This is a genomic window from Bacillus sp. HMSC036E02 (assembly GCF_001836235.1).
Classification (GTDB): Bacteria; Bacillota; Bacilli; order Bacillales; family Bacillaceae_G; genus Bacillus_A; species Bacillus_A cereus.
This window is the reverse complement of sequence record NZ_KV827844.1, coordinates 72,074-94,050: the sequence shown is the minus strand read 5'-3', so window position 1 is coordinate 94,050 and position 21,977 is coordinate 72,074. Positions and strand designations below refer to the sequence as shown.

Genomic DNA, 21,977 nt, shown 5'->3' with positions numbered 1-21,977 from the left:
ATTAAAGATGTAAAATCGATTACATTTACAGAAAATAAGATAAGTCCAATGGGGGTTCCTCATATAAAAGGTTATATAAATAATAATAAAGAATTAGATTTTACAGCTAGTATAAGTACAACTGAAAACTTTGAAGACAAATTTACGCGTTCTGGGAAATTAGGAAAACTTATAAAAAATCCTGAAAAATCAGTATCTGAAATTGAAAAAGAAGAGAAAGAAAAAAACCAAGAGTAGTTCTTGCGACTACTCTTGGTTTCTGTACCCTACTTTAGAAAGAGCATATGTTAACTAGCTTGGAATATAAGGGGATTTCCAATGAAGAAAGTAATGATTTTGATTGTATCTGCTGTGGTGATCATAGCAGGAGGATATTTTACTATGGAATACTTAAAACAAAAAGAAAAAGAAGAAGAGTTTTGGAAAGTACAAGAGGCACGAGTAGAAAAGTATATTCACTATAATATTAAAGATGTAAAATCGATTACATTTAGAGAACATAAGGTAAGTCCAATGGGCGTTCCTCATATAAGAGGTTATATAAATGGTGATAAGGGATTATGGTTTGATGCTGGTATAGGTACTACGGAAAATTTTGAAGATGATTTTGGATGTTCTGGGGAATTAGATAAACTTATAAAAAAACCTGATAAGTCGGTATCTGAAATTGAAAAAGAAGAGAAGGAAAAGAAACAAGAGTAGTCTTTGTACTATTCTTGTCTTCTCTATCCCATTTTAAGAAGAATACATTGGTAGGCTTTTTATAAGGAGATTTCTAATGAAGAAAGCAATGATTTTGGTTATATCTGCTGTGATACTCATAGCAGGAGGATATTTTACTATGGAATATTTAAAACAAAAAGAAATTGAAGAAAAGTTTTGGAACGAGCAAAAAGAACGAGTAGAAAAGTATATTCACTATAATATTAAAGATGTAAAATCGATTACATTTACAAAAAATGATGTAAGTCCAATGGGAGTTCCTTCTGTAGAAGGATATATAAATAATGATAAGGAATTATGGTTTGATGCAAGTATAAGTACTACAGATAAATTTGAGGATAAGTTTGGTTGTTCTGGGGAATTAGATAAAATGATTAAAAAACCAGCAAAATCTGTATCTGAAATTGAAAAAGAAGAGAAGGAAAAGAAACAAGAGTAGTCTCTTTAACTACTCTTGTTTCTTTATTCTAGGGGTACCGCCCATCACCGTTAAGCTCACAGAACAGGTTGCTCTTAAAATGAACTTCATTGCTATAAAAGACTCTAATTTTTCGTTTTGGGGCAAATATTATATAAAATAATAGCTATCTCTGAATCACTAGTTTCAAAAAGCCTTCACGCAATAATGATTGCATGAAGGCTTTTGATGTTTGCTTATTTTTTTGTCTCGTTAACCCATGTAATAATGTCCTGGATGACGTATTCGGGAACGTTAGCAGGGATTTCATATTCACTAGGGAGGCTTAATTCCCCGTCACCCTCCGTGAAGAAATGATTCAATTTCGGATATTTTTTGAACTGAACATTCCCGCGGTTTGAAAGTCCTTTCTGCCATTTTGTATATTCATCTTTTACTGTTACTTGATAATCACGTGCTCCTTGCAGAATGAGTAAAGGCTCTTTTCGTGATTTTGCCTCTTCAACTGGACGCCACCTAGAAACATCATACATAAAATGAGGTGACCCAAAATTGTAGCCAGCTGGAGGATGATTGGGATTGAAAGTAGGATCCTGAATAAAAGCGACCTGTCTTTTTAGTTCATCGATTTCTTCCTTTGACGCCCCAAGGTATTGAGAATGATCAATAGCAATGTCAGTCAAAGGGCGTGCAGGTGGTGCGAGTAAGATGCTTCCTCGGACAAGTGTGGAAGGTGCTTTGCTTAGTATACGTGGCATTGTGCCAGCTCCTAGGCTATGTCCAAGAATGAAAATATTATTTGGATCAATGCCTTCCTGCTGCGCTGCTGATTTTGCTGCAAATATAGCATCATCTGTAGTGTCACGGTCTAACGTAACAGGTTCTGTACTCATCTTTAATGCATGTTCTAAGGTGCGTTTTTCATAGCGCAACACTGCAATTCCGTTGGATGAAAGGCCCACCGCAATGTCTCGTAAGATTTTTGTTCCCATATATGTGCTATCGCGATCATGGATGCCAGCACCATGAACAAGAACAACTACGGGCAGTTTTTCACCACGCTTATGTTTCGGAACTGTTAATGTCGCTGGTAACGGATAGGTAGAATTTCCAATGACGATTTCACGTTCTTGATAGGAGTCAGGTTGATCATAGCTAGGATGCGGGATAGTATAAGATTCCTCGGGTGGCCTTTCTCCAATTTCATCTACTTTCCCGCCAGGTGTGAATTTAAGGAGTAGCGGTATGGTAGTTCCTTCGGTATCTGCTGGAATTTCCACCGTCTGATGGACCAAGTTTCGTTCTTTTATCACGGGGGTTCCCATACTTTTTATCCCGCTCCAGCCACTTTGTGTCCACCAGTTTTGTAATGTGGTTGCTGTAAACTTGGATTGAAAAGCAGCAGACGTCAACTGTAGTGCCTCTGCATACTTACCTTTCTGGAGATATTCAAAAAATAATGATGTACGCTCCGTTAAAGAGACTAGTTTCTTTTCAGCAGATTGTTCCTCATGTGTATCTGCGTGAATAGTTGTTGTAAGCGGGAAAGATGAAACGCCTAAAGAAAAGAGTAGGGTAAAGGTAAGGACTGATTTTTGTATTTTCTTTTTTTTATTCATGTTTCAACCTCCAATATGTGATGGTACAAAACAGGTATGGTAATTAGAATTCTGGTGCGAAAACTTCAAAATATTTGCAAGCAATCTCCAAAACTTGGACATACTAATATTATTATTCTAAAAAAATGTAGATTTCTTCTCTTGTTACATGCATATTAATCCTAGAAATCATCTTTCTTCCTTCGCTTTATATTTTGATTATACGAAGCAAAGCTCTCGTTTTTCTTACTTGATACTTACAAATTCCTTAAGTAGAGGATATTTAAAAATTTTAGCTGTATGAATATGTAGCGGTACTCCTATGTTAAGAGATAGCTTAAGGAATGAGGATTATATTGTTTTTATAAAGAGTTGATGTTATGTTTGTTTTGTAACATATGGTGTTTTATGCATGTAGGAGGATTTATTGAAGAAATTATTAATATTGTTTTTATTAGCTACATTTTGTCTACAGATTACAGGATGTTCTAATAATATGGGTACACTAAGGGAGAAGTCTAAAACTTTAACAACTGTGAAGTCTAAACGCATCAATAAAGGGTGGTACAAACATATGTAATAGTTTGTATCACCCTTTATTGATGTTAAAAGTCATAAGAAAAAGGTTATAGATATTTTTCATAAAGAAAAGACACCCATATAAGAGTGTCCTTCCTAATAGTTTTTTAGCAGAAGCAACTGCATCCGATAATGATTAATAGTATAAAGAGTACAACAAGCAAAGCAAATCCTCCAGCAAAACCACAGCCTTCTCCGCAACTGCCACCATAGCACATAATAGTTCTTCCTTTAGGTAAGAGGATTAAAACTAAGGTTCATTCATGTATTTTAACGGGTTCACTTTACTTTATGTTTTTAAGAATGAATGGAGTAGGTTCTTTTGAAAATAAAGAAAAGCCCCCCTAAAGTGCCTTCCTTCGACTTGAACCATCTAATTTTAATAATATATTGGACTCCCATCCGAATACTATTTTACTATGTTAATTTTTTTGTTCATTGAGGGATACCGCCACATTGCTATCAAGCTAAGGCTAAGAAAGGTCAGTTTCAGAAGGGATTTTTTCTTATTCTAAAAACCAGTGCAAATCATTGGGGATTCTGCATATCAAATAAATCCTAACGGGTTTCATTTTTAAAATTAAGCGGCTTAATTATCAGACATGGTCCAATTGTAAACGACACCTAATATATTAAAGACTGTTTTCTCCCTGTATCGATGGGGATTTTCGTCCGTTTCGCTGTAAGAGTTTCAGCAGGCGAAGAAGAATATTTGAAAATCTAATATTTTTTAGAATCGTAACCTTTATAGGTGGAGTTGTATTAGTAAATTCATGATAGCTATAATAAAAATTTTTAAACAATACCAATTAATTTTGTATTTTAAAATTAATACTTGCAAATCCAATACGCCTCGTATACAATCTGCATACGAAATGTATACGAATTGTATACAAAATGTAACGAGAGGTGAAAATGATGGCAGAAACATATCGTAAAGCTAAGGTATTAAAATTTCTAGACAAATTACGTGAAATGAAAGAGATGAATATAAAATATTCACAAATGTATTTGATAAACTTAAAAGAATTAATTCCTCATATGGGGAATGATATATTTTTTCTGGAAAATGTAGAAGAAATAGAAGATATTTTAGAAAATCTACAGTTTAAGAAAGAGGAAGAAAATATTGTTTTATCAAGAGAGCAACTCATGTTTTTTAAGGAAGCAACTAATGCTATAACAACAATCAAAGATATCAATATTATTTTAGAAGAAGCTGGAGAGTTTTTTGACTTAGATATTCCTGAAAGAAAAGTGAAATCTGGAATGGTAAATTACAAAATTCAATCCATTGATCCAATGGATATGACTGGTATTAAAAAGCAATATTATATTATGTTAGGGGAAATTGGTGTATCATACCCTGATGGAACAGGCGATGAAGAATTTGTAGCGGCTGCAAATAAAGTATTTCTGGAGTATGTTACACATAATGATATTACAAAAGTAGATGATGGTTTTATTGTTTCGCTACCGGTATTTGCTTCTCATCAAGTGATAAAAGATTTAACGAATGCAGATTTAACAGTTCTTGCAATGATTCCTATAAAAGAAAAAGAATAAGAAGTCATAGAAAATAAGTAAATGGCTGAATTGAAAAAGCAAGTATTAGAGATTTTAGAGGAAATATGTGAAACCGATATAATAAAAGAAAGTCCATAAAAAGCTTTGAATTTCTTGAGCAAATAGTTATAATTCATCAAATACAGAAATAGACATACAAAAATACCATCCTTTCCTATGATTCTACAGAAAGAATAGCGTATTTTTTATTTTAGGGGGATTTTTGAAGAAGGAATTAATACAATATGTAAAAATACTCTGCTATCTAGTGAACCGTTTTATACTTTCCGAATAATAGTCAAATAAATGGATGATACTATACTTATATAATCATTATCAGGAGAATCTGCAGATTTGCAGATTCTTTTTTATTTTATCGAAAGTAAACTTTTAGCCAGCAGTTTATTTTCCTACTATTGATTTTTATACGTATTTGGTGAAAAATCAAGGAGCTGCAAAAAAATACTATACCGAAAGTTCGGTATAGTAATGTGCATATCAAAGATCCCACTTTGGTATATCTCCGAAAGAGTCATAAAAATCTATGTTTTTTAATTCAGTTGCAAACTACAAAACTTTTTTTGAAAGAAATGTACATACAAATTATATTTTATTCCATAACTCTCTAACTTTTGTTCATGGTAGTCTGATATTGAAAAAATATAATATTTGGTACGACATCACTTTGTTTTTTTATAAAGTTTTGTAATTAAACTATAATATTGTATTTTTTTTGTATTATTGAAATTAGTAATAATAAAATGTATTATTGAAAAGCACAATTTATAATTCAAGTAATCAGGACTATGCGCCCATTATAATTTGAACATTCAGAAATTATAATATTGTCTAAAAATGAGGTGAGATTCATAGAAACAGTACATATTAAATGGTATGGAATGTATAGTATAAATGATTTTTATAATAGGGAAGAAGCTTCTAAGAAGGGGATATTTGCAATCTCTAGAGTATGTGCTAAGAGTGTAACATTGCTATATATAGGACAAACCAAAAGAAGCTTTATACAAAAGATAAGGGAACTTAATAAGGAGTGGCCTTTCGATGAGAGCGAATTAAAGATTACATTAGGAATAATAGAATTCCCTAGTGGTGAAATTTACTCTGAAAAGAAGGTAAAAGAGATAAAATCCCTTTTGATTTTACGACATACCCCATTAGAAAACGAAACATCTTTATTATACTATAGAGGGAAATTTAATTTAAAAATTATAAATAAGGGAAGAAGAGGTTTAATTGTTAAAAAGCTTTCTACAGGAGATCTAATATGGACATAATTGGAATCACCTTTGAATAAAATTGAAGGTTTCTTAAGTGCAGAAGCTTATCAATTTTTAATGTATTAAACTATTTTGAATAACATATGTCAGATACTTGAAAAAACACAAATTTTATTATGATATGAAATCCTGTATGGAAAGTGTAGTTTATTTCTATTGTTTAATAAAAATATTAAGAATTTTAGGGATAATACATAAAGAGTAGAGGAGAAAGTAAACACGGAGGTTTGAAGAATGGGACAAGTAAGCAGATTTCAAGAAAAACAACAGAATCGTCGTCAAAAGGCAATTTTTAATATTGCATTTACTTTGGTATTAGTGACAGTTGGTATAGTGACATACCAATTGTTTACCCCTTCTAATACATCAACGAAAGCAATTGCTCAAGAAAAGAAAGTAACAAAGATAGAAGAGAAGAAAACTGAAGATAAAGAAACAGCAAAGATAGAAGAGAAGAAAACTGAAGATAAAGAAACAGCAAAGATAGAAGAGAAGAAAAATGAAGATAAAGAGGCAGCAAAGATAGAAGAAAAGAAAAATGAAGATAAAGAGGCAGCACAGCTAGAAGAGAAATCAAAAACAGAAAAATCGGTAAAAACGAACGGAACTGAAAATAATGAGGAAGAAAAAACGGCATCTCAAGAAAAGGGTTCTCAAACTAATCCTTCTTGGAAGCCAATTGGTACCGAGCAAGGAGCAAAACCTGAAATGAAATTTAAAGAAGGAACAGTAGATTGGAGTGAGATGAAAAAAGCAATTTCTTATGCTGTTGATGTTCCAGAGAGCCAATTGATTTTCGATTTTATTGGGAATAATGGTAATAATAAAGCCTACGGTAATGTACGAGATAAGCAAAATAATAAAAAATATAAGGTTAATATTGATTGGGTAGAAAATCAGGGGTGGAAACCAGTATCTGTACAAGTGGTAAGATAAATAATAGAAATGTAATGATGTAAATCAGCTGTCCATATGGACAGCTGATTATTTTTTTTGCTTAGCGTATTTTTTTGAAAATGCTGGTGGTACCTCGTTGAGAAACAGGAATTAAATCTATATTTTGTTTTATTTACCTCACTACTTTATCCATAACTTCTTTATATTTATAATAGTAATTAGTTTCAAATAAATAGTTGTACGGAAGAAAATGTTCCTTGTAAGTAGTAAGCATCCTTTGCAATTTCAATTTATAATTATTTATAAAAAAGAAAAGACACCCTAAGGTGCCTTCCTTCGACTTGAACCATCTTAATTTTAATAATATATTGGACTCCCATCCAAATATTATTTTACCATGTTAAATTGTTTTATTCATTGAGAAATATAGTTTCATTTTATATTTAAAAGAATTCTATAGGCTAGAACCACCTATTAATTAGGGGGAACTGACATGTTAAGCTAATATTATAGTACTTCTAGAACGGAAATTTTTTTTAATATGTATACGAGCCACATATTAAAAAAAAGACACTCTCAAGAGTGCCTCTCCTTAGCAGCCGAATCCGCCGCCCCAACAGCTAGCGCCAACGATGATTAATAAGATGAAGAGCACAACAAGTAAGGCAAATCCGCCGCCGAAACCACAGCCTCCACCACAACTACCGCCATAGCCCATATTAACTCCTCCTTCCATAAAGACCATTTATTAATGGATTTAATTTACTTTATGTTTTTAAGGATGAATGGAGCAGGTCCTTAAAAAAATAAAAGGATTTTAGAAGTTAAAAAGAGTTGACGACCTTATTTTTGTCACCGGCATTTCGTCTTCTACATATTGTATTTTATTCTGTGTATTGGGGGAAGGAGGATCTTATGGCTAATTCTGAGATGATTTTACGTTTACTTACGGATTTAAAGATTGAACAACAATTGCTGAAAGAACAGTTAGAGAAAATGCAAACAGCTGTGACTATTCTTGAAGAAAAATCAGTGACGCTTAAAGAAAAACCAGCGACGCTTAAAGAAAAAACAATGACTCCTGAAGAAAAACCATCTGTTACAAAGCAAAGAGCTTTTTCTGGACGCCCAACATCTTTTCGTGATTGGAGAGCATCTAGTCAAAAAAATTAGGGAATGTTATGTGAAATAAAAAATAAAAAAGTACAGTCTGCTGTAGAAAAGACTGTACTTTTTTATGTTAGTAGAGAATGTTAAGGAAGACGTATTTATTTTGCCTATTCCAATTCCACTTTTAATTGGAGCTCTTTATCTAACTTATCATTATTAAATTTTAAAGTTAATCCTCGCGTGTTTTTCGGTACATCGAATACAATGTTTCCGTCCGAATGTTCATCAGGGCTAACAATACCAAATTTAAATGTAGAGGTATTTGCAGCTTTAAGTACGGATTGATATTCATTGGAAATGTGATATTCTCTTCCAAATCCATCAATTAATTTAAAGTTGTTAATATCTAGTGTAATGGGTTCTTCTTTACGATTATAAACTGCGATGTCTAATACTTTAAAGACACCTTGTGCTTTAACTTCTCCAGTCCCTATAACATCTAATGACTCGGCAGATCCCATTGACATGTATACATCAGAGGAATCTACATTGGTAGGAAGTTCTTTTTGCGAATCCTTGCTGCTAAGTTTGTCATTCTCTGTTTTTTTAGAAGTCGCCTGCTCATTTTTCGCAGGCGCATCATGTGAACCGCAAGCTGATACTCCAAACAAGAATGTGCTACATAATAATGGGGCTAATAACTTTTTGTTCATCGTTTCTTCCTTCCAAAATAGAAGCACTTTAATGAGTGCTATATATTTGTCTTTATATGTATTACATTTTATATCTTATTATATTAATTTTGGAAGGAAAAGGGAAAATATTGTGCATTTCTCTGATTCGAGTTATTTATCCGTCTAAAAGTTGAAATTAAAATGAGCCCCATAAATGATAAACCATTCCACTAACAAAAAACACTAATCCTAAAAATAAAACAATTAAAGCAAGTATTCCATTTTTATTATGTTCCATAAAATTAGCTCCTTTTTCATTTACTTACATACAAAAAGCCTTTAGTCGTAATTATGGCTAAAGGCTTGGATCTTCATACTTTGTAGTTTATAAAAAAGTTGCACTGCTGTATTAATTTGGAATATGATTATTTAAAGAGAAGGTGATGAGTACATGCAGGACAAAAAACAATTCCCGCTTATATCTGGAAATCTCTCATTAGATTTAGTAAATACAGAGCTAGTTAGGCGTGGACAACGTTATGATTTATTAATAACAAATGAAGATGTATTAGAATGGCTACATGTAATAAAGGTTAATCTTCCTTTTTGGAATGAAAAAACATTTATAAGGATTCAAGAGCGCACGAATCAAGTTACATCTAGCATATTAGAGGTAAGAGAAGTACTGAGAAAACAGTTTGAGGCAATTGCTGATCAACAAGAGATTTCTAATGATTTTATTACGTATTTAGAAAAACAAATTGAGAAGGCACCATTTACATATAAAATCATTGAACAGCAGCTAGTATCTATCCCGGTTGGAGAAATCGAGGATATACTCGCATCGTTAATTGCATTTGATGCTTTAACGTTAATAGCAGAAAATAAGCTTATTTTCCTTAAAAGGTGTTCAAATCCTGACTGTGTTTTATTATTTATAGATAAGAGTGGGAAACGAAAATGGTGTTCTATGAAAATATGTGGGAACCGGAAAAAGGTAGCAAAATTTCAGGATCGAAAATTTGAAGAAGTCTAGAGAATCAACTTATAACAGTTGATTCTTTTTTTTATTCTTTAACTAACCTCTAAAATTGATATTTACAGGTTAGTTATGTCGAGTTATAATTGTTGGTAAATAAAGGAGGAGAACGATGGATAATATAACAGCAACTAAGCAGAAAGATCCTCAACCAATAAGTGTACGATATTTTACGAAAATGAAAGGGAAAGGAAGAAGTCCATTACAAGTAAATATAAAGGACTCTTTAACAGGACTACTAGGGGGATTTTTAACAATTCTTACCTTAACATATTTAACGAGCATAACCTCTACAGAATTATTAATGGCTCCATTTGGGGCGAGTTGTGTATTAGCATTTGGAGTTTGGAATGCGCCATTATCTCAGCCGCGTAATATTATTGGAGGACATTTGATTTCAACTTTCATTGGTCTATCAATATATCATTTGTTTGGGAATGAATATTGGACAATTGCTTTAGCGGTGGGGATGGCAATAGCCGTTATGATGTTAACGAGAACGACGCACCCTCCGGCAGGGGCCGATCCGATTATCGTTATTTTAGGGGCAAATAGTTGGAGTTATTTAGTAACACCAGTTTTAATTGGCTCCGTAGTTATTGTAGTTATTGCTTTATTCATCAATAACATGAGTAGTAAAAGAAGCTATCCAACTTTTTGGATGTAGTTTATAAAGAAAAGACAATTTAAATCGCTTTCTACAGTTTTCTCCCGGTCCCAAAACGCAATGACAATAATCAAAATGATAAGACATACCCGTATAAAACGTAATTCTCTTGCAACAGGATGTTCCATCTGTTAGTCTCCTTTACTGTTTGATAGAGTCTGTTTATAAAAGAGATAATTCCTAGGAATATAAATAAAAAAGACACCGTAAAGTGTCTTTTTTATTTTAGTTATGCGCATTACTTAATAAGACGCTAGTTCCTCAGTCTGGCTATGAGTAACTATGTAGGGTAATTCCATTATAACATTTTAACCAGTAATGGGTCTATATGGAATTTTATTGATTTTCTTTTTGATTATTCAGAATTACTTACCAAGTATTTGGATGAGGAAAGCAGTGAGACAGAAGCGACTAAACTTGTTTTAGAAGAGTGTCTTCTTTTTTGTATCATTGTGAGTAAAGTGTAGAGTTATATTTCCCTTTACACAAACATAACGGTATAATATAGTTAAGTTAAGTAAACTTAACTATTAAGTGAAACGAAATAAAAGTATGGAGGATGCTATGACTAGAACGTATAAAGAAGTAATTAATGAAATGAATCGAGCCTATACGGAACTTTATATTTTACTATTTCAAGATTTAAAGGATGAGTTCGGTCTTACTGGGCAGCAAGAGAGCATGTTATTTCATATTCATTTAAATGAAAACACGACAGCAAATAACATTGCGAATACGTTTAATATAACGAAAAGTGCGGTGAGCCAAGTTTTATCGAAATTGGAAAAGCAACAGATGATTTCAAAACAAGTAAACCCTAATAATAAAAGGGAGTATTTTCTTACACTTGGTCCAAACGGTAGTAAGTATATAGAGCGGTTGTCTGAGTTAGATGATGTATTAATTGAGAAATACTTTTCTAAAATCGATATAAATGCCTTAGAGCAAATGACAGAGACGTTAACGAAAATAAATAAAGTGATATTGGAAGAAAAGCAGAAGGATCTTGATTGTAATGAGTAAGAACTTAGATGAAGCAATTAGTAGAAAGGAGGGGAAGCATGTGATGAGTTACATACCAAATATGATTACGATAGCAAATTTTGTGTGTGGGCTTTTGGCTATTCATGCTGTTTTCGTTGAGGATATGTACGGTGCAGTTATGTTCATTATTACAGGTATGGTCCTTGATTTGTTTGATGGCATGATTGCTCGGAAACTTGATTCTGTTTCAGAAATTGGTGGAGAGCTGGACTCATTTGCGGATTTAGTTACTTTTGGTGTGGCACCATCTATTCTTGCATATAATGCTTCGTTAAAAGATTTGCAGTCTATCGGGATGATATGCGCGCTCGCTTACAGTATTTGCGGAATGCTTCGGCTTGCGAGATTTAACACACAGCAAAGCAAACTCCCGACCTTTATTGGCATGCCCATTCCGTTTGCGGCGATGTGTCTCCTCATTTTATGTCGCCTAAATAATCCAGTTTCCGTTGCATTTGGTACATGCGTACTCGCTTATTTAATGGTGAGCAAAATCAAATTTCCTCATTTTAAAAAAGATATAGCTGAAAGCTTGAATCCTGAAAGATTGGATTGATAATACGGAATTACAATGAGAAAGATAAAGGAGAATAACATGATTCGTATGGCATTAAGATCATTCAACATACAAATGTATTGTTTGCTAGGCGTAATGTTATTGGGATGGCTCGTGACACCTTTTTCAGCCCAGTTTGTCGGGATAAGCATTGGCCTTTTGGTGAGTATGTACTGCGCCTGGATTTTAGGAAGGCGTATTGAAAAGTTCGGAGATAGCATTGTAAAAAAAGAAAAAGCACCGATGCTCGGAATGATAAATCGGTTCGCAGCCGCAATACTCGGCGCGATTATTATGTATGAAATTGAACATCATGAATTCATGTGGACATTTGCAGCTGGAATTATGGGTGGGTATTTCTTGATTATTATTAATTTGGGGTATTACAGTATGAGGGATGAGAAGGGATAGATGAGTAAACTCTCAAGTATAGAATGATATACTTGAGGGTTTGCTCATTTTAAATTTGTCTATTACTTGTTGCAACATATCCATTAGAAAAACCCCCATTTCTGTACTGTTTATCTTTTTCAGTACGTCTAACAATATAACATATATATTCATTATTTTTGGAAATCTTAATCAATTAAATGTCCCTTTTTCGGAGGTCACTTCATTTCGCTAGAAGGCTTTTTTATTTTTCCCGAGAATGAACAGTAATATATAATCTAATTTTCGTGAATGTAATGGGGAGGCAGTAAAATTTGAACAGAAAAATTTGGTTTGTATTCACTTTTTTTGCTCTTTTAGTATCTGGTTATATTGTTGTCCAATATTCTATTATGGATGGATTTCAAACAGGGCTTGTAAAAGCGAAGCTTATGTTTGGATCTAAATTAAGTGATTTCTGGTATAGTATGTTATTTATACATATTACGACTAGTATAGTAGCATTAGTAATTGGTCCTTTCACATTATCCACTAAATTTAGAGATAGGAATATCAACCGTCATCGAATAGTTGGGAGAATCTACATGGTTGGTATATTATTAGGAGGCGTTTCTGGACTATACCTATCTTTTTATGCTACGGGAGGATTGGTAGCGAAGCTAGGCTTTGGTTTGTTATCCATACTTTGGCTAGCATCAGCATATCAAGCATTACATAGAGTTAAGAATAAAAAAATTAAAGAGCATCGGAACTGGATGATTAGAAATTATTCTTTAACCTTTGGAGCAGTTACATTAAGAATTTGGCTACCGTTGTTTATAGTTCTATTTGGAATAGAGCGGTTTGAATTTAGTTACGCTATTATTGCTTGGTTAGCATGGGTACCTAATTTAATTTTGGCAGAATTATTCATAAGAAAAAGACTTAATAAAGGAAAATACGAAGGAAATGAGGATTTACATTTTTGATGTGAATCTGCTGTTATATTGAGGACAGAATTCTTCAGTAATTCAATACTTTTATAGGTGTAAGCATGGCGTTACCTAACAACGAATAGCGGATTCCTAATAAGAGTAATAATAAAAACTAACATAAAATTTAAGAAAAATTTTATATTTACCCTACTTTTTATTTTAAAAGTTTTTCCTATCCTATAAACAAGTTACATCAAGGAGGAGACTGAAAATGAAGGAGTGGGGATTTTTTATTTTTAGTATATCCCTGATATCCGAAGACAAAGTAGAAGATTAAATATATGAACAAATTACCAGTTCTTAAATAATAGATGAAAATGTAAAGTTAGGGGATTCCACATGCATACAGGAGTTTTGATTAGTTATTTGTATACGTATTTTTTTACTATAATTTTTTGTATTTTGTTTCAAATTAGATTTTATTTTAAAGCGAAAAGAAACATATCTATTCGGCATTTTCTATGGGTATATATTTTTCTATTCTATCTTTCGCTAGTGTATAAGGTGACGCAAATCGCGACTGTATGGGATATAAGTAGATATGAAACGTGGATTCGTGTAAGTCAAATCAACTTGACTCTATTTGATACGGCAGGTAGTACGACGTATCTTTTAAATATTGTACTGTTTATGCCGTTCGGCTTTTTATTACCGACTATTTGGCCGCAGTTTAGAAAAATGAAAAACACCGTATGCGCGGGATTCCTTTTTTCATTGGCAATTGAGTTAAATCAATTACTAAATAATAGAATTACAGATATTGATGATTTATTTACGAATACCCTCGGAGCGATTGTTGGGTATGTATTATATAAAGTATTATATACAGCGTTATTTAAATTGATATTGAAAAGAGAGGAAAAAGAGTTTGATACGAACTCTCCTTTAGTCATAAAATACGAGGCTGTTTTTTGTTTAGTGTGTTCATTTGTAGGTGCAATGTTAATTTATCATCCAGCTTTATTTGGAAGACCTGTAATCATCCAGTGAGGTAATTACGAATTTCTTTTGAACGCTCGTGCGATATTTCAATTTGTAAAAAGCCTTTAACTTGTTATAGTTAAAGGCTTTTATCATCATAATTTTTACTTACCAATTACCCACTCTAACATCCACCTTCAACCACTTCACCCAATCCAAATCCTCTACCTTAAGCAAACTAAGCGAAACACCTTTCATATCTAAAGAAGTTAACAGTGTACCAACTTTTACGAATGTGACTTGCAATCCTTCCAGTTCAAACAAACGGCGAATGTCGTTTGCGAAAATGTATTGTTCCATTAATGGAGTTGCGCCGAGTCCATTAATGAGGATAGCGAAGTTGTCTTCTTTTCTCCAGCGATAAATGCTTTTAAGTTTGTTCATTAGTTCGATTGCTAATATTTCAGAAGAGGATAGTGCTTCTTTACGATATCCTTTTTCTCCGTGAATGCCGACGCCGTAAAACACTTCATCGTCATTTAATGTGAATGAAGCTTTTCCTTTTACTGGATCGTTGGCAGGGGAAAGGGCAACTCCTAATGTGTGTAAGTTTTCAGTGATAGAACGGCCAAGTGTTGTTAGTTCTTCTAAAGAATGGCCTTCAAGAGCGGCCGCACCAAGTATTTTTTGAACGAAAACAGTACCAGCGACGCCGCGTCTTCTTTTATTAAAAGAAGCATCATCTTCAATTGAAACGTCGTCATTTACGATGATATGGTCAATTTTTCTTCCTTCTTCTTTAGCGATCTGCTCAGCCGCTAGAAAGTTCTCAACGTCATCTTTAAAGTTTTTAATGATGAATAAAATACTTTTATCTTTTGGCATGAGGCGAGTAGCCGCTACAATTTGTTCCACTGTAGGCGGAGTGAAAATGCTGCCGTTTACTGCCGCTGTAAGCATACCTTTTCCTACATAGCCAATATCAGCGGGTTCATGTCCGCTACCACCGCCGCTTATAATCGCGACGTTTTGCTTTAGTTTTTCGATATCCTTTACATAAATGATGTTATTTGTTTCGTCGTAATTTACTTTGTCGTTATGTTCAAAATAAAAGCCATGCAGCATATCTTGAACGATATTTTGTACATCATTCATAATCTTTTTCATTGCTTTTGCCACCCTTTAATTACTTTGCTGATTGCTCAAGTAATAGTAGTAATTGATTGTTTATCATATTTTTCATAAGAGAAGACATAATGGAAGGATCTACTTCGCACTTGCTTTCAATCCAATCTTTTATCGTTCCAACGAAGCCGTGACTATAAAAGGAGGCAATCGTATTTTTTGTCTCATCAGAAAGGCTGAATCCACAGCTTACAGATAGTTCATCAATAATCTTCATATATAAGTTTTTCGTATGCTCAAATAAATAGTGATTAAACGAGTTTTGCTCAATAACTTTAAAAGCATTTCGGTAAAATTTTTGATTTTCATAAAAGTAATCAAATAATAAATCAAAAATGTTTTCCCATTTTTCATAATCGAGAAAGTCTATAATATTTTCTTTCGTTTCTTCTCTATAAATCCAGCTTAATAGTTCAAATTTATCTTTAAAATGATAATAAAAAGTTTGCCTACGCATTTGACAGTGTAACATAATATCGCTCACTGATATTTTATGAAACGACTCTGTTTCCATTAAATATTTCAATGAGTTCGCGATTATCTTTTTAGAAATTATAGAAGAGGTCATCTGAATCATCCCTAGAATGTTAGTAATATAAAAATCCTATCTATAAATGAGAGCGGTGTCTTTAGACAGATTGTCCATTTTGTCCGTTTACTATAAAACGCTTTCATTTTAACATGAGTAGTAAGAAGAAGATTTCAAATATATCACAATATATTAAAGGAATTGAGGGATAATCACAATGAAAAAGATTATAAACAAACCAGAAACATTAGTAATGGAAATGTGTAACGGAATGGTTATGGCTCACCCAGAGCTTGAACTTTTGAAAAAATATAAAGTTATTAAGAAGAAAGAAATGAACGAAAACAAAGTAACGTTAATTAGTGGCGGCGGTAGTGGCCATGAGCCGGCACATGCAGGATTAGTCGGAAAAGGAATGTTAGATGCGGCGGTGTGCGGAGATGTTTTTGCTTCTCCTTCACAAATTCAGGTATACCAAGCAATTAAAGAAACAGCTAGTAAAAAAGGTACGTTATTAATTATTAAAAATTATAGCGGCGATATTATGAATTTCAAAAACGGTGCGCATTTAGCGAAAGAAGATGGAATTGAAGTCGACTACGTAAAAGTGGACGATGATATTGCGGTAGAAGATAGTCTGTATACAGTAGGACGCCGCGGCGTTGCAGGAGTTATTTTAGTTCATAAAATTGCCGGCGCAGCAGCGGAAGCAGGTATGGATTTAGGAGCGGTGAAAGCTGTCGCAGAAAAAGCAGCGGCTAACGTGCGTACAATCGGTTTAGCGTTAACGTCTTGTACAGTTCCAGCGAGCGGATCACCTACTTTCACACTTGAGGAAGATGAAATGGAATACGGCGTAGGTATTCACGGCGAGCCAGGAATTAAACGTGAAAAAATGTTGTCGGCTGATGAATTAGCTAACCGTATGACAAATGATCTTGTAAAAGATTTAGGAGTAAAAGATGGCGAAGAAATTGCACTTCTAGTTAACGGTTTTGGCGGAACACCACTGCAGGAACTTTACTTATTTAACAACGCCGTTACGAGAGAACTAGCTGCAAGAAACATTAAAATTAATAGAGTATTCGTCGGCAACTATATGACGAGTATCGATATGGCTGGTATGTCTTTAACTGTAATGAAATTAGATGATGAGTTAAAAACATTACTATCAAAAGAATGTAATACACCAGCGTTTAAAGTAGATGGACCAGTTGAAAGTGTAGAGTATGTAAATGTACTTGAAGAAACAGAAGAGAAGGAAGTTTCATTTGAACTAGAAACGGCGGAAGAACACGCTGTTATTAAAGATAATGTCATTACATTAAACAACATGATTTATCTCGTTGATAAAATGAGCGACGTTATTATTAAAAATGAAGTACCGTTCTGTGAGCTAGATACGCATGCTGGTGATGGTGACTTCGGAATGAGTGTTGCAAAAGGATTTAAACGATTAAAACGTGAATGGCATTCTATTGTAGATCAAGAGAACGTAACGATCGGATCATTCCTTGACGGTTGCTCCATGATCATTATGGAACATTGCGGCGGCGCATCTGGTCCAATTTGGGGCGGTGCATTCCGCGCAGCTAGTAAAGCAGCAGGCGAGAAGCGTGAGTTAACAGTGAAAGAATTCGCTGAAATACTGCAAGCAGCACTGCAAGGCATCCAATCTATCGGTGAAAGATCATTCGGTAGAGGAGCAGTAGTTGGTGATAAAACACTTGTTGACGCGCTTGCTCCATGTGTAGATTCTTGGTTAGATAGCGCCTCAAACGAAGTAGACGTAAAAACTGCCTTTGAAAAAGGTGCAGAAGCAGCGGTTAAAGGAGCAGAGTACACGAAAGAAATCGTAGCACGCATGGGCCGCGCTGGTACAGTTGGCGAAAGAAGTTTAGGATACCCTGATGCAGGTGCACATGCGCTTGGAGTTATCTTTACGGAGATTGCGGGTAGTTTGAAATAGTAATTGGAAAGTCCCTCTGCCTTAAGGTGGAGGGACTTTTATATAGTTGATATGTAGAAGACTTCTTTCGGTGCTCTCCCTGTAAAATATGAGTTTGTTACTATTTTTGATAAAATCTTATTTCAAAAATACAACTAATATTTCTCAACATTAATATATTGAAAATAGTTAGAATATTTAAGATAATCATTTGTGAAGAAGTAAATTATAAAAAAAGGGGGAATTTATTTTGTTACGTCGTTTATCTATTTGTACAGTACTAACAGCTTTTATATTTACTTTATTTACATTTAACGGCTCTGCTTTCGCGGCTACGAATACTACTGAAAATGAAACAGTAGTAGCAGCTTGTGCAAAGGGAGGTACGGTAGGTGTATATGGTGCAAAGATGCGCAGTGGTTATACTGTCGATTCACCTGTCTTACATACATTTAATGATGGTACGAAAATTACTGGAACATGGGTAACTGGTGAATATGTTCAAGGTCATTACAGTAATTCTAAACAGTGGTTAAAAGTTACATATAAAGGGATGACAGGTTATGTATCCCATACAACACTATATAACGTTTGCTCATAAAACTATGTACCATAATAGCTTTGGATATATTGAGCTAATCTCTTCTAGAGATTAGTTCTTTTTTATCTCTTAGTTTTTAATGGGGCATTTTTTGAAAAAGACCAACGATTCATTAAATCGATGGTCTTACGTTTATATAGTATTCATTTGTATCTATATCAAATTTTTCATTGCTTTTTGCTTATTTCAGATTTAGTTTGTTTGTGATTGCAGCTTATCAATTTTCCAGTATGTTTGTAGAGGGTCTAAAGAGCTTTCAATATAAAACATATATTCATCTGCGGTACGTGGTACTTCAAAAGCTATTTTCAATTCTACCGTTTCATTTGGTTTAACTTGTATATCAGAAGGGTTTTGATCAAGCACCTTTCCTTTATAGATCTTTCCGTCTTTTTCATCTTTTAAGTTATATTTTAATTCTGATAATCCAATCGTTTGACCTCGTACATTTTTTACAGAGACATTAACAATGACGGAATCGTTGCTAGCATTTAAATATGCACTTTGAACAGCGGTCAAGTAATAGCCTCCCTTAACACTCTCACCAACTAATAAAATACCTTGTTCCAAGCGGCTTATCTCTTCTTTTTCTTCAAAATTTATTAATTCTTCATTTTCATTTTTTGCGGTTGGTTCTTCTATTGGACCATTTTCAACGGCACTATCTGTTTTATCTTGTGTGCAAGCAGCCGTAATACTGACTAATACTAGAATGAAAGTAAGTAATATAGATAATTTTCTCATAAAATTTATCTGTCTCCTTAAGTTTCTCAATTTTGTGCAGCTATACATATAAGATTAACATAATGTCTCATTATTGGCTCAAAATAGGGGATCTTTTAGACATCTTATTCTTTTTACTTTTAATATACATTCGATTGGTTCTCGCGATATTTGTTAATCTTTTAAAACATTGGCTTAGTAATACCAAGGGTTATTATAAATATATTAATTACATAATTTGTCCATATCAAAATGAACGTTTTTTGCATTTAATATATTGTAAATATATTTTATTTTGGAAGGATCTGATTATATGGCTCATAAATCTACTGGAGTGTTTCGAGTTCCAGTTTCTGAAAATGGGATTATTCCAACTGCTCTCAACATTATGTTAAACAATGATTCACGCTGCCATACTAGTAATGTAACGGTAACTGTTAAGAGAAGTCGAAACACCTTTTTCCCAACTCAAAATGAATTAGTTGAAATCTCTCGTACTTTTGTTTCTTTAGAACCAAACAGAACAACTAAGATTGTGTTGTTTACTCCAGAATTTCAAATAGAAGATTTCCTTGATGTCATCATTAGTGGAAATAAAGAGGATGTTAAGGATGTTCTTGTATATTCTTTCTTAGCAGATTCAGTAGGTCACAATCTGCCATCTACTGTTTTCAGAAATGCAGAATACACTTTTGCTTGCTGACACTGTGATAATGTATTCTTTACTGTCGTATATCTAAATTGAAATGTTACAAGTAGCACTTCACGGCATACAATCTATCGGTGAAAGATCGTTCGGCAGAGGAGTGGTAGTTGGTGAAAGAAGTTTAGGATATCCAGATACACATGCGCTTAGGGTACCTTTACAGAAATTTTGGGTAGCTTGAAATAGAAATTAGAAGATCCCTTCTACCTTAAGGTGAGGGGTTTTCTTAATATTATTTTTTGATATATATTGCTAAGTATGTTCCAATAATTCATTCTATTGTATTGAGAATAATGTCATCTACATCAAAAAAACGGCTTATAAAAGGAACTAGTATTTGAGGTGGGTTTATTAACGAATTTTATATATAGCATGAATGAAAATGAGATAAATAAAACAATATTCCTTATTATGTTTTTAAAAATTAATTGAGCAGGTCCTTGTAAAAATAAAGAAAAGACACCTAAAGGTGCCTTCCGCCGGCTTAAATTATTTTAATATTATCGATCTAAGTTTAAAAGCTATAAGGATTTTTTCTGTAGGATTTGTAAGTAGTTTTTATGAAATTATGAGTGGTTATTTTTGTTTTCGAAATATTCTTCTTTAATTATTTGTAATTTTTTTTCGTTTTTTGTTAATTCAAATATAAATAATGATTTTCTCATGTTATTAGCAACATCTTCTTCATTATATTGTTTAAGCTTTAATAAATTTGAACCTTTTCCATAGTATAGTTCACCCAATAAGTAAAAAGTATTTAGATTAATAGCTAATTGGATACCCTTATCAATGTATTTTATTGCTTCTTCGTATTGATATGTGTAACTTAAATTTTTTGCTAAATTATAAATGATTTTCAATTTAATTTCTTTATCTCTAGGAAAATCTAATTTGTTAAAATTATTTAAACATCTTTTAAGGATAGTAATACTTTTTTTGTATTCTTTGTTTTCTGCATGAAGTATAGCCATTGTATGTAGAATATCTATTTCTCTCTCTGATAAAAAATCAATATTGGTTACAGTTAGTTTTAGTGCATTATTTAAAAGAGTTAAAGCCACTTTTGTTGAGTTATTCACACAATATATAGCAATTGCTTCATGCCATATTAGAAATTGTTTATCTTCTTTTGTTTGAAAATTATTTGTGTATTTTTCTCTTGTTACTATTTCATAAAGCTCTTTATATTGATGTTGCCTTATGCAATCCCTCATTACGTATTTTACATTTTCTGTATATTTTAATTTCTTGTTTTGAGTTAGTGCAAATATACTATTTGGATCAACACCGAGTCTTTCTGATAATTGATATAACAATATGCTAGATGGATAAATCACACCTTTTTCGATCTTACTAATTTGACTTTGTGAACATATTCCGTGACATAAGTCGGATTGTGATATATTTTTTTTAATTCTAAGTTCTTTAATGGTAATACCCAAATCGTTAAATTCCATTTTTTCACCTACTATTTAGCACTTTATTAATATAAGAACATTCTCTAACCTTAATGTAATGTAAAGTTAATATAGTTGCAATTATTGTTTTAAAGGGCTTATCGTTTCTATAAGATGGTAAGATTTTTTTATGTACAAAAAAGACACTCTAAGGTGCCTTCTTGCGATTTGCTCCATTGTAATATGGTATTGGATGCCAGTCCAATTATTATTTTACCACGTTAAATAGCTTCGGTTATTGAGAAAAAAGACAATTCATTATTTGAATGCAAAAAGTCCTAGGGGGACTAGGACTTTTTGCTAGAATGAATATGATTTAAAAAAGGACTTATATAACGTAACATATGAATGTTTCGTAAATGTATCAAAAAAGT

At 33.0% G+C, this 21,977-nt stretch carries 25 protein-coding genes and 2 pseudogenes; 18 read left to right on the top strand and 9 right to left on the bottom strand.

Annotated features, from left to right (window positions below; all coding sequences use genetic code 11):
- From HMPREF2590_RS28900 to HMPREF2590_RS13435, 3 genes are all read left to right on the top strand, one after another.
- Positions 1 to 237 (top strand): DUF1433 domain-containing protein (locus HMPREF2590_RS28900; RefSeq protein ID WP_141763540.1); only part of this gene is annotated, 237 nt, incomplete at its 5' end.
- Between the two features lie 81 nt (positions 238 to 318).
- Entirely contained in the window at positions 319 to 702 is a 384-nt protein-coding gene (locus tag HMPREF2590_RS13440; RefSeq protein WP_070861451.1) for a DUF1433 domain-containing protein, read from the top strand.
- 76 nt (positions 703 to 778) lie between these two features.
- A complete protein-coding gene (locus HMPREF2590_RS13435) occupies positions 779 to 1,162 on the top strand; it encodes a DUF1433 domain-containing protein (RefSeq protein ID WP_070861450.1) in 384 nt (127 codons plus the stop codon).
- Between the two features lie 215 nt (positions 1,163 to 1,377).
- On the opposite strand, the gene HMPREF2590_RS13430 is transcribed toward HMPREF2590_RS13435, so the two are convergent.
- Together HMPREF2590_RS13430 and HMPREF2590_RS28890 are read right to left on the bottom strand one after the other, a co-directional pair.
- Positions 1,378 to 2,760, bottom strand: coding sequence for an alpha/beta hydrolase (locus HMPREF2590_RS13430; protein WP_001035259.1), 1,383 nt, complete (start codon positions 2,758 to 2,760; stop codon positions 1,378 to 1,380).
- A 665-nt stretch (positions 2,761 to 3,425) separates the two neighbouring features.
- Positions 3,426 to 3,536, bottom strand: coding sequence for a YjcZ family sporulation protein (locus HMPREF2590_RS28890; RefSeq protein WP_074596601.1), 111 nt, complete (start codon positions 3,534 to 3,536; stop codon positions 3,426 to 3,428).
- 697 nt (positions 3,537 to 4,233) lie between these two features.
- On the opposite strand from HMPREF2590_RS28890, the gene HMPREF2590_RS13425 reads away from it, so the two are divergent.
- From HMPREF2590_RS13425 to HMPREF2590_RS13415, 3 genes are all read left to right on the top strand, one after another.
- Positions 4,234 to 4,884, top strand: coding sequence for a glycoside hydrolase family 18 protein (locus HMPREF2590_RS13425; RefSeq protein WP_002098762.1), 651 nt, complete (start codon positions 4,234 to 4,236; stop codon positions 4,882 to 4,884).
- Positions 4,885 to 5,744: 860 nt separating this feature from the next.
- Positions 5,745 to 6,179: a hypothetical protein gene (locus tag HMPREF2590_RS13420; RefSeq protein WP_002100802.1), complete on the top strand. Its 435-nt coding sequence runs from the start codon at positions 5,745 to 5,747 to the stop codon at positions 6,177 to 6,179.
- A gap of 237 nt (positions 6,180 to 6,416) precedes the next feature.
- Complete coding sequence (locus HMPREF2590_RS13415) at positions 6,417 to 7,118, top strand: YrrS family protein (protein ID WP_061139723.1); 702 nt, start codon at positions 6,417 to 6,419, stop codon at positions 7,116 to 7,118.
- Between the two features lie 553 nt (positions 7,119 to 7,671).
- Here HMPREF2590_RS13415 and HMPREF2590_RS13410 read toward each other — a convergent pair.
- Positions 7,672 to 7,797, bottom strand: a complete 126-nt coding sequence (locus HMPREF2590_RS13410; protein WP_000540377.1) for a YjcZ family sporulation protein — start codon at positions 7,795 to 7,797, stop codon at positions 7,672 to 7,674.
- 197 nt (positions 7,798 to 7,994) lie between these two features.
- On the opposite strand from HMPREF2590_RS13410, the gene HMPREF2590_RS13405 reads away from it, so the two are divergent.
- A complete protein-coding gene (locus HMPREF2590_RS13405; protein ID WP_000013694.1) occupies positions 7,995 to 8,252 on the top strand; it encodes a hypothetical protein in 258 nt (85 codons plus the stop codon).
- 104 nt (positions 8,253 to 8,356) lie between these two features.
- On the opposite strand, the gene HMPREF2590_RS13400 is transcribed toward HMPREF2590_RS13405, so the two are convergent.
- Positions 8,357 to 8,902: a DUF4352 domain-containing protein gene (locus tag HMPREF2590_RS13400; protein WP_003312697.1), complete on the bottom strand. Its 546-nt coding sequence runs from the start codon at positions 8,900 to 8,902 to the stop codon at positions 8,357 to 8,359.
- 412 nt (positions 8,903 to 9,314) lie between these two features.
- On the opposite strand from HMPREF2590_RS13400, the gene HMPREF2590_RS13390 reads away from it, so the two are divergent.
- Together HMPREF2590_RS13390 and HMPREF2590_RS13385 are read left to right on the top strand one after the other, a co-directional pair.
- Entirely contained in the window at positions 9,315 to 9,899 is a 585-nt protein-coding gene (locus HMPREF2590_RS13390) for a CGNR zinc finger domain-containing protein (RefSeq protein ID WP_003312696.1), read from the top strand.
- 115 nt (positions 9,900 to 10,014) lie between these two features.
- Complete coding sequence (locus tag HMPREF2590_RS13385; RefSeq protein ID WP_000368840.1) at positions 10,015 to 10,569, top strand: HPP family protein; 555 nt, start codon at positions 10,015 to 10,017, stop codon at positions 10,567 to 10,569.
- A 29-nt stretch (positions 10,570 to 10,598) separates the two neighbouring features.
- Here the strand turns inward: HMPREF2590_RS13385 and HMPREF2590_RS31200 are convergent.
- Positions 10,599 to 10,697: pseudogene (locus HMPREF2590_RS31200) on the bottom strand (YmzC family protein); the annotation flags it as partial.
- A 436-nt stretch (positions 10,698 to 11,133) separates the two neighbouring features.
- On the opposite strand from HMPREF2590_RS31200, the gene HMPREF2590_RS13380 reads away from it, so the two are divergent.
- From HMPREF2590_RS13380 to HMPREF2590_RS13360, 5 genes are all read left to right on the top strand, one after another.
- Positions 11,134 to 11,592 (top strand): MarR family winged helix-turn-helix transcriptional regulator, encoded by a 459-nt coding sequence (locus HMPREF2590_RS13380; protein ID WP_000198946.1) that lies wholly within the window; start codon positions 11,134 to 11,136, stop codon positions 11,590 to 11,592.
- The gene (gene pssA / locus HMPREF2590_RS13375) at positions 11,585 to 12,169 is read left to right on the top strand and encodes a CDP-diacylglycerol--serine O-phosphatidyltransferase (protein WP_003312692.1); all 585 of its coding nucleotides are present in this window, start codon (positions 11,585 to 11,587) and stop codon (positions 12,167 to 12,169) included. The genes HMPREF2590_RS13380 and pssA overlap by 8 nt, the downstream gene beginning before the upstream one ends.
- Positions 12,170 to 12,208: 39 nt before the next feature.
- Positions 12,209 to 12,580 (top strand): ATP synthase subunit I, encoded by a 372-nt coding sequence (locus tag HMPREF2590_RS13370; protein WP_000620606.1) that lies wholly within the window; start codon positions 12,209 to 12,211, stop codon positions 12,578 to 12,580.
- Positions 12,581 to 12,873: 293 nt separating this feature from the next.
- Complete coding sequence (locus HMPREF2590_RS13365; protein ID WP_003312690.1) at positions 12,874 to 13,527, top strand: DUF2306 domain-containing protein; 654 nt, start codon at positions 12,874 to 12,876, stop codon at positions 13,525 to 13,527.
- 345 nt (positions 13,528 to 13,872) lie between these two features.
- Positions 13,873 to 14,523, top strand: a complete 651-nt coding sequence (locus tag HMPREF2590_RS13360; protein ID WP_003312683.1) for a VanZ family protein — start codon at positions 13,873 to 13,875, stop codon at positions 14,521 to 14,523.
- A 99-nt stretch (positions 14,524 to 14,622) separates the two neighbouring features.
- On the opposite strand, the gene dhaQ is transcribed toward HMPREF2590_RS13360, so the two are convergent.
- Entirely contained in the window at positions 14,623 to 15,621 is a 999-nt protein-coding gene (gene dhaQ / locus HMPREF2590_RS13355; RefSeq protein ID WP_044584198.1) for a DhaKLM operon coactivator DhaQ, read from the bottom strand.
- A 19-nt stretch (positions 15,622 to 15,640) separates the two neighbouring features.
- Positions 15,641 to 16,207, bottom strand: a complete 567-nt coding sequence (gene dhaS, locus HMPREF2590_RS13350) for a dihydroxyacetone kinase transcriptional activator DhaS (RefSeq protein ID WP_000204212.1) — start codon at positions 16,205 to 16,207, stop codon at positions 15,641 to 15,643.
- A gap of 178 nt (positions 16,208 to 16,385) precedes the next feature.
- Between dhaS and dhaK the strand changes: the two genes are divergently transcribed.
- On the top strand, positions 16,386 to 18,137 hold the full coding sequence (dhaK, locus tag HMPREF2590_RS13345; RefSeq protein ID WP_070861448.1) for a dihydroxyacetone kinase subunit DhaK: 1,752 nt from the start codon (positions 16,386 to 16,388) through the stop codon (positions 18,135 to 18,137).
- Between the two features lie 229 nt (positions 18,138 to 18,366).
- Positions 18,367 to 18,717 (top strand): SH3 domain-containing protein, encoded by a 351-nt coding sequence (locus tag HMPREF2590_RS13340; RefSeq protein ID WP_000946195.1) that lies wholly within the window; start codon positions 18,367 to 18,369, stop codon positions 18,715 to 18,717.
- Positions 18,718 to 18,909: 192 nt separating this feature from the next.
- Here the strand turns inward: HMPREF2590_RS13340 and HMPREF2590_RS13335 are convergent, their stop codons facing one another.
- Positions 18,910 to 19,461 (bottom strand): DUF4352 domain-containing protein, encoded by a 552-nt coding sequence (locus HMPREF2590_RS13335; protein WP_001228898.1) that lies wholly within the window; start codon positions 19,459 to 19,461, stop codon positions 18,910 to 18,912.
- 292 nt (positions 19,462 to 19,753) lie between these two features.
- Between HMPREF2590_RS13335 and HMPREF2590_RS13330 the strand changes: the two genes are divergently transcribed.
- Both HMPREF2590_RS13330 and HMPREF2590_RS31195 read left to right on the top strand, forming a co-directional pair.
- A complete protein-coding gene (locus HMPREF2590_RS13330; protein ID WP_000940659.1) occupies positions 19,754 to 20,143 on the top strand; it encodes a hypothetical protein in 390 nt (129 codons plus the stop codon).
- 40 nt (positions 20,144 to 20,183) lie between these two features.
- Positions 20,184 to 20,270: pseudogene (locus tag HMPREF2590_RS31195) on the top strand (dihydroxyacetone kinase, ATP-dependent); the annotation flags it as partial.
- A 442-nt stretch (positions 20,271 to 20,712) separates the two neighbouring features.
- Here HMPREF2590_RS31195 and HMPREF2590_RS13325 read toward each other — a convergent pair.
- Entirely contained in the window at positions 20,713 to 21,603 is an 891-nt protein-coding gene (locus HMPREF2590_RS13325) for a helix-turn-helix domain-containing protein (RefSeq protein WP_000395461.1), read from the bottom strand.
- Positions 21,604 to 21,977 lie beyond the last annotated feature (374 nt).